This is a genomic window from Mesorhizobium sp. CNPSo 4688 (genome assembly GCF_057784295.1).
In genome coordinates this window covers 13,918-28,298 of record NZ_JBWLUY010000019.1, presented here as the reverse complement: position 1 = coordinate 28,298, position 14,381 = coordinate 13,918, and the positions used below count along the sequence as shown (strand labels likewise).

14 protein-coding genes are annotated in these 14,381 nt (G+C 63.3%); 12 read left to right on the top strand and 2 right to left on the bottom strand.

The features are described from left to right. Nucleotides 1–57 precede the first annotated feature (57 nt). From AC04SH_RS28355 to AC04SH_RS28340, 4 genes are all read left to right on the top strand, one after another. Nucleotides 58–441, top strand: coding sequence for a DUF2946 family protein (locus AC04SH_RS28355; protein WP_488577460.1), 384 nt, complete (start codon nucleotides 58–60; stop codon nucleotides 439–441). Between the two features lie 101 nt (nucleotides 442–542). Then, a complete protein-coding gene (locus tag AC04SH_RS28350) occupies nucleotides 543–1,082 on the top strand; it encodes a copper chaperone PCu(A)C (protein WP_488577459.1) in 540 nt (179 codons plus the stop codon). A 38-nt stretch (nucleotides 1,083–1,120) separates the two neighbouring features. Beyond that, nucleotides 1,121–1,639 (top strand): YcnI family copper-binding membrane protein, encoded by a 519-nt coding sequence (locus tag AC04SH_RS28345; RefSeq protein ID WP_488577458.1) that lies wholly within the window; start codon nucleotides 1,121–1,123, stop codon nucleotides 1,637–1,639. Between the two features lie 53 nt (nucleotides 1,640–1,692). After that, complete coding sequence (locus AC04SH_RS28340; protein WP_488577457.1) at nucleotides 1,693–3,318, top strand: copper resistance CopC/CopD family protein; 1,626 nt, start codon at nucleotides 1,693–1,695, stop codon at nucleotides 3,316–3,318. A 9-nt stretch (nucleotides 3,319–3,327) separates the two neighbouring features. Here AC04SH_RS28340 and AC04SH_RS28335 read toward each other — a convergent pair whose 3' ends face one another. Beyond that, nucleotides 3,328–3,765, bottom strand: a complete 438-nt coding sequence (locus AC04SH_RS28335; protein ID WP_488577456.1) for a VOC family protein — start codon at nucleotides 3,763–3,765, stop codon at nucleotides 3,328–3,330. Between the two features lie 219 nt (nucleotides 3,766–3,984). On the opposite strand from AC04SH_RS28335, the gene gndA reads away from it, so the two are divergent. Next, a complete protein-coding gene (gene gndA, locus AC04SH_RS28330; protein WP_488577455.1) occupies nucleotides 3,985–5,412 on the top strand; it encodes an NADP-dependent phosphogluconate dehydrogenase in 1,428 nt (475 codons plus the stop codon). 132 nt (nucleotides 5,413–5,544) lie between these two features. Here the strand turns inward: gndA and AC04SH_RS28325 are convergent, their stop codons facing one another. Continuing rightward, nucleotides 5,545–6,588, bottom strand: coding sequence for a LacI family transcriptional regulator (locus tag AC04SH_RS28325; protein ID WP_488577454.1), 1,044 nt, complete (start codon nucleotides 6,586–6,588; stop codon nucleotides 5,545–5,547). Nucleotides 6,589–6,982: 394 nt separating this feature from the next. Here AC04SH_RS28325 and AC04SH_RS28320 point away from each other — a divergent pair, with 394 nt between their 5' ends. From AC04SH_RS28320 to mgrA, 7 genes are all read left to right on the top strand, one after another. After that, on the top strand, nucleotides 6,983–8,221 hold the full coding sequence (locus AC04SH_RS28320; protein ID WP_488577453.1) for an ABC transporter substrate-binding protein: 1,239 nt from the start codon (nucleotides 6,983–6,985) through the stop codon (nucleotides 8,219–8,221). An 82-nt stretch (nucleotides 8,222–8,303) separates the two neighbouring features. Continuing rightward, the gene (locus AC04SH_RS28315) at nucleotides 8,304–9,197 is read left to right on the top strand and encodes a carbohydrate ABC transporter permease (protein ID WP_142870207.1); all 894 of its coding nucleotides are present in this window, start codon (nucleotides 8,304–8,306) and stop codon (nucleotides 9,195–9,197) included. Then, nucleotides 9,190–10,125 carry a carbohydrate ABC transporter permease gene (locus AC04SH_RS28310; protein ID WP_488577452.1) on the top strand — a complete coding sequence of 312 codons (936 nt, stop codon included), beginning with the start codon at nucleotides 9,190–9,192 and terminating at the stop codon, nucleotides 10,123–10,125. Before AC04SH_RS28315 ends, AC04SH_RS28310 begins: the two co-directional genes overlap by 8 nt. 5 nt (nucleotides 10,126–10,130) lie before the next feature. Next, entirely contained in the window at nucleotides 10,131–11,225 is a 1,095-nt protein-coding gene (locus AC04SH_RS28305) for an ABC transporter ATP-binding protein (RefSeq protein WP_488577451.1), read from the top strand. A 74-nt stretch (nucleotides 11,226–11,299) separates the two neighbouring features. After that, nucleotides 11,300–12,046, top strand: coding sequence for a sugar phosphate isomerase/epimerase family protein (locus AC04SH_RS28300; RefSeq protein WP_488577450.1), 747 nt, complete (start codon nucleotides 11,300–11,302; stop codon nucleotides 12,044–12,046). Between the two features lie 11 nt (nucleotides 12,047–12,057). Further along, nucleotides 12,058–13,200: a Gfo/Idh/MocA family protein gene (locus AC04SH_RS28295; protein ID WP_488577449.1), complete on the top strand. Its 1,143-nt coding sequence runs from the start codon at nucleotides 12,058–12,060 to the stop codon at nucleotides 13,198–13,200. Between the two features lie 57 nt (nucleotides 13,201–13,257). Beyond that, nucleotides 13,258–14,304: an L-glyceraldehyde 3-phosphate reductase gene (gene mgrA / locus AC04SH_RS28290; protein ID WP_488577448.1), complete on the top strand. Its 1,047-nt coding sequence runs from the start codon at nucleotides 13,258–13,260 to the stop codon at nucleotides 14,302–14,304. The last annotated feature ends 77 nt before the right edge of the window (nucleotides 14,305–14,381 follow it).

The window sequence follows — 14,381 nt, the reverse complement described above, 5'->3', positions numbered from 1 at the left end:
TTCGGGCCGCATAGCGCGTGCTAGGTATCTGCTGTTGCTGCGTGAAGAGGCAGGTTCTTGAACATCCGGCGCCAAAGATGGAGCACGACGGCCGCGTTTGTCGCGGCTTGTGTATTGCTGCTCCAGTCGACGCTCGGCGCCTTTGCTTTCGGCACGGCGCCGGATGCCTCGCAGCTCGACGCCTTCGGCAACGTTATCTGCACTCATGAGGGAGCGGTCCAGCTTCCCGGAGGCGATCCGCACCAGCAGCATATGCCGGCATGCTGCATGCTTGGCTGCAGCATGGCCCCGGTTGCCTATGCGCCGCCGCCCGGTGTCGGCATAGGGCCGGTCAGCCTGTCCTTCGAGACCGTCGCTTTTGTGCTTGCCTCTGTCGGGCATCTCGATTTCACGCGCGAGCGTTCTCCGGCAAATCCGCGCGCGCCGCCGCTTACGGCCTGAAACTGCGGCATCTCGCGTAACCTGCGCGAGCGACAATCATCCAATGACCGATATCGTTCGCGACCGGAAACGGCGCGACCTCATATTCATGGAGCTTCCCCATGTCCCGTTTACTTCGTGCCGCCGCGTTGCGCCGCAGCACGCCTTTCTTCCGCACGATCGAGCAGCGTCTCGGCAGCGTGGTCTTCGCCTTCGCGCTGTTGTTCGTCGGCGCGCACTCCGTCCTTGCGCATGAGTTCAAGGCCGGCGACATCGAGATCGAGCATCCCTGGTCGCGCGCAACGCCGGCCGGCGCCAAGGTCGCCGGCGGCTATTTCACCATCGTCAACAAGGGCAGCGCGCCGGACCGGCTGCTGTCGATTGCCTCCGACATTTCGGGCAAGGCCGAACTGCATGAAATGGGGGTGAAGGATGGCGTCATGACCATGCGCCCGGTCGAGGGCGGACTGGAAATCCCGGCGGGCGGCAAGGTGACGCTCGGTCCGGGCGCGTACCACATAATGTTCATGGATTTGAAGCAGCCGCCGAAAGAGGGCCAGATGTTTGCCGCCACGCTGACCTTCGAGAAGGCCGGGGCGGTGACCGTCGAGTTCGCCGTTCAAGCCATAGGCAGCGCGCCGCCCCAGGAAGACAACGACTGACCAATTATTGCCAACCGATTTTTCGGAGAGGGACCATCATGAACAAGTATCTTTTGCCCGCGGCTGCATGTCTCGTCCTGGTGACAAGTGCCGCCTTCGCCCATATCACGCTCGAGACACAGGAGGCCGCGGTCGGCTCGACCTACAAGGCCGTGCTGCGGGTGCCGCACGGCTGCGACGGCAAGGCGACGATTGCCGTGCGCGTGCAGATCCCGGAAGGGGTGATCGGGGTGAAGCCGATGCCCAAGCCCGGCTGGACGCTGCAGGTCAAGAACGGCAAATACGAGAAATCCTACCAGCTCTATGGCGAGGCGGTGACCTCGGGCGTCAAGGAGGTCGACTGGAGTGGCGGCAGCCTGCCGGATGAATTTTACGACGAATTCGTCTTCCGCGGCACGCTGGCCGCCGATCTGCCGGTCGGCCAGAAGATCTATTTTCCGGTGGTGCAGGAATGCGATGGCGCCACGACGCGTTGGATAGAGATTCCGGCTGCTGGCCAGGATGAGGATGCGCTGGAAGATCCGGCGCCCGGCCTCAACCTGCTGCCCAAGAAGTGATGCATTGGCGGCGCGCTGCTTCGAAGCGGCGCGCCACCGTTTTGGTGGATGGCATGAGCGTGGTCTGTTTCCAGCGGATAGAACGGACAGTCGGCAGGTGCTTCGGCCTGCTGGCCACGGTCCTGCTGCTTGCCGTCCTCGCCACGCCAAACCAGGCCTTTGCCCATGCGGCGCTGATCAAGGCCGACCCGGCCGACGGCGCTGTGCTGGCGCAAACGCCTACGCAATTTTCGCTGACCTTCAGCGAGCCGGTGTCGCCGCTGGTGCTGACGCTGGTGCGGCCCGACGGTACGCCTGTCGCGCTGACCTCTTTCCGGCTCAGCGACCAGACGGTCGCGATCGACAATCCGCAAAAGCTCGGGTCGGGCACACATGTCTTGAGCTGGCGGGTGATTTCCGCCGACGGCCATCCGGTCGGCGGCTCGGTGCTGTTTTCCGTCGGCGCGCCAAGCGCGGCGCCGGCAGTGGCGGAAGCTGTCGATATGGATTTGCGGTCGGCGATCTGGACCGGCAAGGTTCTTCTCTACATCGGGCTTTTCCTCGGCGTCGGCGGCGCCTTCGCGCTGACATGGCTGGCGCAGGGCGTGCGCTGGGGCCAGCGTTTCGTCATTGCCGCAATCCTGTGCGGTCTGGCAGCCGCCCCACTGTCGCTCGGGTTCCAGGGGCTGGATGCGCTGGGCGCGCCGCTCGCCCGGCTGGGGCAACCGGTGGTCTGGCGGACCGGGCTCGCCACCAGTTTCGGCTGGACGGTGCTGATCGCACTGGTGGCGCTTGGGCTTGGCCTTTTGTCGCTGGCCGGGTCGCGCACCGGTGCCAGGCCGCTGGCGCTTGCCGGACTTGTGGGTGTCGGCGCCGCCGTTGCGGCTAGCGGCCATGCGAGTGCTGCCGAGCCGCAATGGCTGACGCGGCCGATGGTTTTCCTGCATGGCGCCGGCATCGCCTTCTGGGCCGGAGCGCTGCTGCCGCTCGGCCTGGCGCTGAACAGCCAATCGGCCGACGCCGGCGTGTTTCTGCGGCGGTTTTCACGCACGATCATGCCTGTGGTGGCGGTGCTGGCTGTTGCCGGCATCGTGCTCGCAATCATCCAGGTGCAGACGCTGGCGGCACTGGTCAACACGGCCTATGGCCAGCTGCTGCTGATCAAGCTGGCGCTGCTGGTGTTTCTGTTCACGCTGGCAGCGGTCAATCGCTGGCGGCTCACCGCCTTGGCCGAGGCCGGAGCGACGGAAGTGCGGCGACGGCTCAGCCGCTCGATCTCGGTCGAAATGCTGATCGTGCTCCTGATCTTCGGCGTTGCCGCCGGCTGGCGCTTCACGCCGCCACCGCGGGCGCTGGCCATCGCCGCGGCACAGCCAGCGTCGATCCACATCCACACGCTGAAGGCAATGGCCGACATCGACATCACGCCCGGCCACACCGGGGAGGTCACCGCCTCGATCGTCATCATGACCGGCGATTTCGGACCGCTCGACGCCAAGGAAGTGACGCTGGTGCTGTCGAAGCCCGATTCCGGCATCGAACCGATCAAGCGTCCGGCAACCAAACCCGGCGACGGCACCTGGCGGGTCGACAATCTCGTCATCCCGATTCCCGGGCGATGGACGGCGCGGCTCGATATCCTGGTTTCGGACTTCGACATTGTGAAGATAGAGGCGCCGATCGATATCCGCGCTGAGTAATACCTGCGCTCAGCCGAGCTCCTCGGCTAGTCCGATGAGATGCCCTTCAGGCCCGCGGACGTAGCAGAGCCGATACACGTCCTTGTACTGGACGACTTCGCCTACGAGTTGCGCGCCGCGCTTGCGGAGCCTTTCAAGCGTGTCGTCGATGTCGTCCACGGTAAACATGACGCGGAGGTAGCCCAGAGCGTTCACCGGGGCGTTGCGGTGATCGGCGACGACAGGCGGCGTGAGGAAGCGGGAGAGCTCGAGCCGGCTGTGGCCGTCCGGCGTGCGCATCATGGCAATCTCGACGCGCTGATCGCCCAGTCCAGTGACACGTCCGGACCATTCGCCTTCGATCGTGGCCCGCCCTTCGAACTCGAGGCCGACTTCGCGAAAGAAGGCAACCGTCTCTTTGAGGTCCTCGACGACGATTCCGACATTGTCCATCCGTTTGAGCGCCATAAGTCCAATCTACCGCCATGTGTCCAATCGGCAAGGCGTCGCCTGGTCATCCAACGGACGCTTCCCTGCTCGGCCTGATCTCAATCTCACGCAGCGCGGGTCGTCACAATTCAGCGAAGCGGTTGACGCGGCGCGAAAGGCCCGTCAATCATCTCGCCGAAGAACGGGCATCCCGGTAAAACGCGCCTCAACAAAAGATCCGAAAACAGGGAAGAAACGATGGAAAAAGCCGAAATCGGCCTGATCGGCCTTGGCACGATGGGCTCCAACCTGGCGCTCAACATTGCCGAGCATGGGCACCGCATCGCCGTTTTCAACCGCACCAGGGCGCGCACGGATGCTTTCCTCGAAAGCGCCGGTGCGCTACGGGACAGAGTGGTGCCTTGCTACAGCCTGGAGGAACTCGCCGAAGCCATCCGGCCGCCGCGTCCGATCATCATCATGGTGCTGGCCGGCAAGCCGGTCGACGAGCAGATCGAAGCGCTGCGTGGCGTGCTGTCGGCCAACGACATCGTCATCGATGCCGGCAACGCCAATTTCCGCGACACAATGCGGCGCTTTTCCGAGCTGTCGGGCTCGGGCCTCACCTTCATTGGCATGGGTGTGTCCGGTGGCGAGGAGGGGGCGCGCCACGGGCCGTCGATCATGGTCGGTGGCACCGAAGAGTCCTGGAAGCGCGTCGAAAGCGTGCTGACCGCGATCTCGGCCAAGTTCAAGGGTGAGCCCTGCGCCGCCTGGCTCGGCACCGACGGCGCCGGGCATTTCGTCAAAACCATCCACAATGGCATCGAATATGCCGACATGCAGATGATCGCCGAGATCTACGGCATCCTGCGTGACGGTCTCGGCATGGGGCCGAAGGAGATCGGCAAGGTCTTCGAAGACTGGAACAAGGGCCGGCTCGATTCGTACCTGATCGAGATCACCGCCAAGGTGCTGGCCGCCGACGATCCGAAGACCGGCAAGCCGGTGGTCGATATCATCCTCGACCGCGCCGGCCAGAAAGGCACGGGCAAATGGTCGGTCATCGAGGCGCAGCAGCTCGGCATTCCGGCGACGGCGATCGAGGCGGCGGTGGCGGCACGTGTGCTGTCGTCGATCAAGGATGAGCGCCAGGCGGCGGAAAAGGCCTATGGCAATATCGGCGTCACCAAGATCTCCGGCGACAAGGCGGCACTTCTGAAAGATTTGGAGCTGGCGCTGCTCGCCGGCAAGATCGCCGCCTATGCGCAAGGTTTCGCGGTGATGAGCGGCGCCTCGAAGGAGTTCAACTGGAACCTGCCGATGCCGACCATCGCCAAGATCTGGCGCGCCGGCTGCATCATCCGCTCGCAGATGCTCGACACGATGGCGGAAGCCTTCGGCTCCGGCGGCGCATCGACCAACCTTCTGATGGCGCCGGCTTTCATCGCCATGATGCAGGAGGCGCATCCGTCGCTCCGGCGCATCGTCGCCAAGGCATCGGAAGCGGGATCGCCGGTGCCGGCGCTGGCGTCGGCACTCGCCTATTTCGACAGCTATCGCCAGGGCCGCGGCACCTCGAACCTGATCCAGGCACAGCGTGATTTCTTCGGCGCGCATGGCTTCGAGCGCATCGGCGAGCAGGGGGCTTTCCACGGCCCATGGGGCAGCGGCGCGGGCGTCTAGAGACAGGTGAGGCCGGCCTGCAAATGGCTGATACCTGCGCTTCCGGTGCTCATGTACAAAAGTACGCTCCGCTCCGGTTCTCGGTATCAGTCATTTTCGACTCGGCCTGACCTGCCTCTCAGGTAGAGCCAGTCAGCCTCGATAAGCGACGACGTCGCCCGGCTTGACCACGGTCTGCAGGGAGCCGGGTGCCGCGCCCCCTATCCAGCCCAGCACGGCGCGGGCAAGCTCGGTGCCGGCCAGGCGGAAATCCTCGTTGACGACCAGCAATTCGCGGCGGAACAGATGCAGCAGTTCCGACGACTGTTTCGAAACCACGTCGACGTCGCGGCCGAGTTTCAGGCCGGCATCCTCGATGCCGGCGACGACGGCCAGCGTTGCCGCGGCGGCGCTGCTGACGAACCCGTCCGGCCTGACCTCCCGGCGCATCAGCTGGGCAGTCCGCGTCCTGATCTGATCGATCGACTGGTCGATTGAAACGGTGTTGAACGGCACTTCGCTGGCGTCGACCTCACCCAGCGAATCGACAAAGCCGTTCACCGTGTGGCCGTAATAGGTGAGCCCCACAGGCGGTGTCACCAGCGCCAGCCGGCGCCGGCCGATGCCGGCCAGATGGCGCACCGCCTCGGCGGCGAAGGCGTAATTGTCGAAGTCATGATAGGGGTGGACAAGCCCCATATCGGTGCGGCCGTGCGTGGCAAAGGGAATGCCGCGCTCCAGCATGTAGCGGGCGCGTGGGTCATTGGGCTGCGTGCGCGAAATGATGACGCCGTCGGCCGATCCCGTCTCGACCAGATACTTCACCGGATCCAGCGGATCCTGCGAGCGCGAATAGGGCGTGACGATCAGGTGATAGGGCGTGTCGGCAATGACCTCCGAGACACCGTAGATGATGTCCGAGACAAAGCTCATGATCTCGCGCTCGGTGTTGAGCACGAGGCTGATGACATTGGTCTTGCCGGTCCGCAGGCGCACGCCGGCACGGTTTGGCCGGTAGCCGATCTGCCTGGCGACGAGCTGGACGCGGCGCCTGGTCTCGGCGCCGATCTCGGGCGCATCCTTCAACGCACGCGAGACGGTGGTGACGCCGAGCCCGGTCATGAAGGCAAGCGTCTTCAACGTCGGGCGCTCATGCGCCGACGCCTCGTCGTCCTTGTCCGTCTGGTCCCTGTCCATTCGTCCCGCCCCGTCAGGCGCATAGCAGCCGCCGGCTCTGCCGACAATCGCTTCCATGACGATGTGGCACGGCAGTTCACTCGTTGAGCGTCAGTATACTGAAACGTTACAGATTGCCAATCTTGCCGCCGAACGCCGCCTAATTCATGGTTCTGGCCGGGATTTCAGGCCCGGACCAAGTCGCGCGAGAAACGAGGCTCGAAGTGGATTTCTTGCACTGCAGCATGAATTCGCGGCGCAACAACCGCTTTTGCACGGAGTTTGCCGGCTTGCATGCAAGGAATTTGTTCGCGCCTCGAAAAAATATTGAACCGCTTTTCTCCGAGGGGTTGCGCGCACCGCACAATTGCCGTATCGAAAATCTGTAACGTTTCAGATTCTGGGAGGAACCGAAATGCGCTATAAACTTTTGACCGCTGCTTTTGCCGCGACGGCCGCTCTGCAGTTTGCCGGCCCGGCAGCCGCGACCGACCTGGAAGTCACCCATTGGTGGACGTCGGGCGGCGAGGCGGCGGCGGTTGCGGAATTCGCCAAGGCCTTCGATGCTACCGGCAACCACTGGGTCGACGGCGCCATCGCCGGATCCGGCGGCACGGCGCGGCCGATCATGATCAGCCGCATCACCGGCGGCGATCCGATGGGCGCCACCCAGTTCAATCACGGCCGGCAGGCCGAAGAGCTGGTGCAGGCCGGCCTGATGCGCGACCTCACCGATGTCGCCACCAAGGGCAAGTGGACGGAAATCGTGCGGCCGAAGAGCCTGCTCGACAGCTGCACCATCGACGGCAAGATCTATTGCGTGCCGGTCAACATCCATTCCTGGCAGTGGCTGTGGCTGTCGAACGAGGCCTTCGAAAAGGCCGGCGTGCCGCTGCCGAAGGACTGGAATGAATTCGTCGCGGCTGCGCCCGCCCTGGAAAAGGCCGGCATCATCCCGCTCGCCGTCGGCGGACAGGCCTGGCAGTCCTCCGGCGCCTTTGATGTGCTGCTGGCGGCCGTGGGCGGCTCCGATGCATTCCTCAAGGTCTACAAGGACAAGGACGCCAAGTTTGCCGCCGGCCCCGAGATCGCCAAGGTGTTCAAGGCCGCCGACGATGCCCGCAAGATGGCCAAGAACACCAATGTCCAGGACTGGAACCAGGCGACCAATCTGGTCATCACCGGCAAGGCCGGCGGCCAGATCATGGGCGACTGGGCGCAGGGCGAATTCCAGGTTGCCGGCAAGGTCGCCGGCAAGGACTACACCTGCCTGCCGGGCCTCGGTTTGAACGAAGTCATCGCCACCGGCGGCGACGCCTTCTACTTCCCGCTGCTCAAGGATGCCGACAAGTCCAAGGCGCAGGAAGTGCTGGCCGAAACGCTGCTCGACCCCAAGACGCAGGTCGCCTTCAACCTCAAGAAGGGTTCGCTGCCGGTACGCGGCGATGTCGACTTGAACGCCGCCAATGACTGCATGAAGAAGGGCCTCGCCATCCTCGCCAAGGGTGCCGTCATCCCGTGGACGGACCAGTTGATGTCGCAGGACACCCAGAAGCAGAAGGAAGATCTCTTCGCCGAATTCTTCGCCAAGCCGGACATGACGGTGGAAGAGGCGCAGAAGCGCTTCGCCGACCTCATCGCGGCGGCAGACTGACGTTGGAGGCAATTCCCCTCGCTCCCGGCCCTGCCGCAAGCAGGGCCGGGACTGTACCGCCCTTACCCAGCCGGCTGACGAGATGAGCAAGAGCGAACGCCCCAACCCGCTGTTCCGCAACCTCAATGCGAAGGTCGCCTCGATCCCGATGATCCTCACCGCGTCGGTGGTCTTCGTTGGCGGCACGTTGTGGACGGTGCTCTATTCCTTCACCAATTCGAAGCTCTTGCCGCGGCTGAATTTCGTCGGGCTCGATCAGTATTACCGGCTGTGGTCGACGCCGCGCTGGCTGATCTCGATCGAGAATCTGTTGATCTACGGCGCGATCTCGCTGGTGTTCTCGCTGGTCATCGGCTTCCTGCTTGCCGCACTTCTCGATCAGAAGATCCGCTTCGAGGACACGTTCCGCACCATCTTCCTCTATCCGTTCGCGCTCTCCTTCATCGTCACCGGCCTGGTCTGGCAGTGGCTGCTCAATCCGGATTTCGGCATCCAGCATGTGGTGCGGGACCTCGGCTGGACGAGCTTCAGCTTCGACCCGCTCTATAATTCCAGCATCGTCATCTACGGCATTTCGATCGCGGCGCTGTGGCAAGGCACCGGTCTCATCATGTGTCTGATGCTGGCCGGCCTGCGCGGCATTGATGAGGACATATGGAAGGCTGCGCGCGTCGACGGGATCCCGATGTGGAAGACCTATCTGTTCATCGTCATTCCGATGATGCGTCCGGTCTTCATCACCACGCTGGTCATCATCGCCTCGGGCATCGTCAAGGTCTACGACCTCGTCGTCGCCCAGACCAGCGGCGGCCCGGGCATCGCCTCCGAAGTGCCGGCGAAGTACGTCTATGACTACATGTTCTTCGCCCAGAATCTCGGCCAGGGCTTTGCCGCCTCGACCATGATGCTGCTCTCGGTGGTGATCGTCATCGTGCCGTGGGCCTATCTCGAATTCGGAGGCAAGAAGCGTGGCTGACCAGGTCGTCTCCTTGCCCGCCGGCGCGGGTGCCGTCGGGCGCGAAGCCTTGGGGCCGAGCGGACCGCGGCCGCGGCATGTCTTCTCGCGCCGCAACATCTTCCTCTATGGCACGCTGTTCGTGATGGCGGTCTACTATTTGCTGCCGCTTTACGTGATGGTTGTCACTTCGCTCAAGGGCATGCCCGAGATACGGCTCGGCAACATCTTTTCGCCGCCGCTCGAAATCACCTTCGAGCCGTGGGTCAAGGCGTGGGCGACGGCCTGCACCGGCCTCAATTGCGACGGGCTTTCGCGCGGCTTCTGGAATTCGGTGCGCATCACCGTGCCGTCGGTGCTGCTGTCGATCGCGATTGCCTCGGTCAACGGCTATGCACTCGCCAACTGGCGCTTCAAGGGCGCCGACACATTCTTCGTCATCCTGATCGTCGGCGCCTTCATCCCCTACCAGGTGATGATTTATCCGATCGTCATCATCCTGCGCGAGATCGGCCTCTATGGCAGCCTGAGCGGATTGGTGATCGTGCATTCCATTTTCGGCATGCCGATCCTGACGCTGCTGTTCCGCAATTATTTCGCCTCGATGCCGGAGGAACTGTTTCGGGCGGCGCGCGTCGACGGCGCCGGCTTCTGGGGCATCTTCCTGCGTATCATGGCGCCGATGTCGCTGCCGATCTTCGTCGTCGCCATCATCCTGCAGGTCACCGGCATCTGGAACGACTTCCTGTTCGGCGTCGTCTACACCCGCCCCGACACCTATCCGATGACGGTGCAGCTCAACAACATCGTCAATTCGGTACAAGGCGTGAAGGAGTACAACGTCAACATGGCCGCAACCATCCTGACCGGCCTCGTGCCACTCATCGTCTACTTCATCTCCGGCAAGCTTTTCGTGCGCGGCATCGCCGCCGGCGCGGTGAAAGGGTGATGGGTATGACGGCAGCCAACGGCACCAGCGTTTCGATCCAGGACCTGTCGCTCAATTTCGGCTCTGTGTCGGTGTTGCAGACGCTCAACCTCGATGTCGCCGAGGGCGAGTTCATCGTGCTGCTCGGTCCCTCGGGCTGCGGCAAGTCGACCTTGCTCAACTGCATCGCCGGCCTGCTCGACATTTCCGATGGCCGCATCTTCATCAAGGGCAAGAACGTCACCTGGGAGGAGCCAAAGGACCGCGGCATCGGCATGGTGTTCCAGTCCTACGCGCTCTACCCGCAAATGACGGTGGAGAAGAACCTGTCCTTCGGCCTGCGCGTTGCCGGCGTGCCAAAGGACGAGATCGCCAAGCGCATCGCGAGCGCCGCCGAGATCCTGCAGATCGAGCCGCTCTTGCAGCGCAAGCCGGCCGCCTTGTCCGGCGGTCAGCGCCAGCGCGTGGCGATCGGGCGGGCGCTGGTGCGCGACGTCGACGTCTTCCTGTTCGACGAGCCGCTGTCCAATCTCGATGCCAAGCTGCGCGCCGAGCTGCGGGTCGAGATCAAACTTCTGCACCGCAATCTGCAGAACACCATGATCTACGTCACCCACGACCAGATCGAGGCAATGACGCTGGCCGATCGCATTGCGGTGATGAAAGGCGGCGTCATCCAGCAGCTCGACGCGCCGCAGACGATCTACAACCGGCCGGTCAACCGCTTCGTCGCCGGCTTCCTCGGCTCGCCGGCGATGAATTTCCTTGAAGGGGAACTGGAGGCCGGTCCGACGTTCAAGACAGACGGTGTTTCGGTGCCGCTTGAGCGCTACGCCTTTGACGGCACGGAGCGTCCCACCGGCGCCTGCGTGCTCGGCATCCGGCCTGAACACATCGCGTTCGGTGACGCGGCGAAGTCGATGCCGTTTTCCGCCAGCGGTTCCGTCGAGATCGTCGAGCCGATGGGGTCCGACACGCTGGTATGGACCAAGCTCGGCGGCCGCAACCTTTCATTCCGCGTCGAGGCGGAGCGGACGCTGAGCAGTGGCGACCCGGTCCAGTTCGGTTTCGATCCGGCGCGCGCCTCGTTGTTCGATGCCGCCACCGGCAACCGCCTGTAATTTTTGAAAATCATTCCAATCACACCTCGAGAACGATCCCCCAAGACCCACCACCCAAGAAACGGACAAAGACGATGAACTGGTCATTCCAACTCTACAGCGCCCGCAATTTCCTGCCCTGGGACGGCATCCTCAAAATGCTGGGCAAGGTCGGCTACAAGGAAGTTGAAGGCTTCGGCGGCGTCTATGAGGACCCCAAGGCGTTCCGTGCCGAACTCGACAAGAACGGGCTTGCTATGCCGACCGGGCATTTCTCGATCGATGCGCTGGAGAACGACTTCGACGGCGTGCGCAAAACGGCCGACGCGCTCGGCATCACGCTGGTCATCTGTCCCTATCTAATGGCCGAACAGCGGCCGGCCGATGCCGCCGGCTGGCGCGGCTTTGGCGAGCGCCTTGCCAAGGTCGGCGAAACCGCAAAAAAGGCAGGCTACGGCTTTGCCTGGCACAACCATGATTTCGAGTTCAAGAAACTCGCCGACGGCTCGGTGCCGCAGGACCATATCCTGTCAGCCGCACCCGATATCGGCTGGGAGATGGACGTCGCCTGGGTGGTCCGCGGCGGCGTCGATCCGCTGCCGTGGATCGAAAAGCACGGCAAGCGCATCAGCGCCGTCCATGTCAAGGACATGGCCAAACCGGGCGAAGGCCTCGACGAGGACGGCTGGGCCGATGTCGGCCACGGCACCATCGACTGGGCCGGCCTGATCAAAGCACTTCGCGCCAAGACCCCGGCCAAATACTACGTCATGGAACAGGACAACCCCAACGACATCGAGCGCTTCGCCAGCCGCTCGCTCGCTTCCGTCAAGGCTTACTAGGAACAATCATCATGGCAAAGAAACTGGGTATCGGCGTCATCGGCTGCGGCAATATCTCGAAAGCGTATTTTTCGCTGGCGCCGCTGTTTCGCGGCATCGAGATGCGCGCCTGCGCCGACATCAACATGGACGCGGCGAAGGCACGGGCGAAAGAGTTCAAGCTGCGCGCCGAGACTGTCGACGAACTGCTCAAGGACGACGAGATCGACATCATCGTCAACCTGACCATCCCGGCGGTGCATTACGAGGTGTCGAAGCAGATCCTCGACGCCGGCAAGCATGTCTATTCGGAAAAGCCGTTCGTGCTGTCGATCAAGGAAGGGCTCGACCTGAAAAGCCGCGCCGAGAAGAAGGGTCTGCGCATCGGCTCGGCTCCGGACACTTTCCTCGGTGGCGCGCACCAGCTGGTGCGCAACCTCATCGACAATGGCGCGCTGGGCAAGATCACCAGCGGCACCTGCCACGTGATGGGTCACGGCATGGAGCACTGGCACCCCAATCCGGATTTCTTCTTCCAGCCGGGTGCGGGTCCGGTGCTCGACATCGGACCGTATTACATCACCAACCTGATCCAGTTGATCGGCCCGGTGAAACAGGTGGCGGCCGTTGCGACGACCCCTGCCAAGGAACGCATCATCAGCTCAAAGCCGCGTGCGGGAGAAAGGATCCCGGTCAACACGCCGACGACCATCCACGGTCTGCTCGAGTTCGAGAATGGCGCGGTGATTACACTCAACACCAGCTGGGATGTCTGGAGCCATGGCCATGCGCCGATGGAACTCTATGGCGAGGCCGGCACGGTCTATGTGCCGGATCCGAATTTCTTCGGCGGCGACGTGCGCATCACCGAGGCGGCCAAGCCGGTGAAGAAACTGCCGAAATGGAAGCATCCGTTCGGCGTGCCGAACGAAATGCACGGTCAGGGCATGATGGCCAATTACCGCACCGCAGGCCTTGCCGACATGGCGCTGTCGATCGCCGAGGGCCGCCCACATCGCTGCTCGATGGAGCTGGCGCTGCATGCCGTCGATGTCATGACCGGCCTGTTGCGGTCGGGCGAGACCGGCAAGTTCGTCGCCATGCAGACCACCTGCGAGCGGCCGGCTGCACTCGGCGTCAAGGACGCAAAAGGGCTGTTGGCGAAGAAGAAATGAGGTAGAAGGGTGTCGGCGCGCTCGCGCCGACACCCATTCAATCCAGGATATGTACCCATGCGCTGGCAGCCGGCTGAAAACCGCTATGAGAAAATGGTCTATAACAGGTGCGGGCGATCCGGCCTGAAGCTGCCGGCGATCTCGCTCGGCCTGTGGCACAATTTCGGCAACGACACGCCGCACAAGACCAAGCAGGCGATTGCGCGCAAGGCCTTCGATCTCGGCATCACCCATTTCGATCTCGCCAACAATTACGGTCCACCGCCCGGCTCGGCCGAGATCGCCTTTGGCGACATATTGCGCACCGATTTCGCCGGCTATCGCGACGAGCTGATCATCTCGACCAAGGCCGGCTACGAGATGTGGGCCGGTCCCTACGGTGAATGGGGCAGCCGCAAATATGTGCTGGCCAGCCTCGACCAGAGCCTCAAGCGGATGGGGCTCGACTATGTCGACATCTTCTACTCGCACCGCTTCGATCCGGATACGCCGCTGGAAGAAACGATGGGCGCGCTTGACCATGCGGTCCGTTCGGGCAAGGCGCTCTATGCCGGCATCTCGTCCTACAATTCGCAGCGCACGCGCGAGGCGGCCGACATCTTGAAGCAGCTCGGCACGCCCTGCATCATCCATCAGCCGAGCTATTCAATGCTCAACCGCTGGGTCGAAGAGGATGGGCTGCTCGATACGCTGGAAGGGCTGGGCGTCGGCTCGATCGTGTTCTCGCCGCTGGCGCAAGGCATGCTGACCGACAAATATCTTGGCGGCATTCCCGAGGGCAGCCGCGCTGCCCAAGGCAAGTCGCTGCGTCCCGCCTTCATCAACGACAAGACCATCACCAACATCAAGGCGCTGAACGCGATCGCCGGCCGCCGCGGCCAGACGCTGGCGCAGATGGCTTTGGCCTGGGTGCTGCGCAAGGGCCGGGTGACCTCGGCTCTGATCGGCGCCAGCCGGCCGGAACAGGTCGAGGATTGCGTCGGTGCGCTCAAGGTGCTCGAGTTCAGCGATGCCGAGCTCGCCGAGATCGACACTTATGCCCGCGAGTCCGACATCAATCTGTGGGCGGCTTCGGCGGAACGCAAGGGACCGCCGCGCAAGTGAGCTAAAAACACAGCCGGCAAACGATACGAGTCAAAACGGCGGGAGGATCCCGCCGTTTTGCGTTTTCATGAAACGAT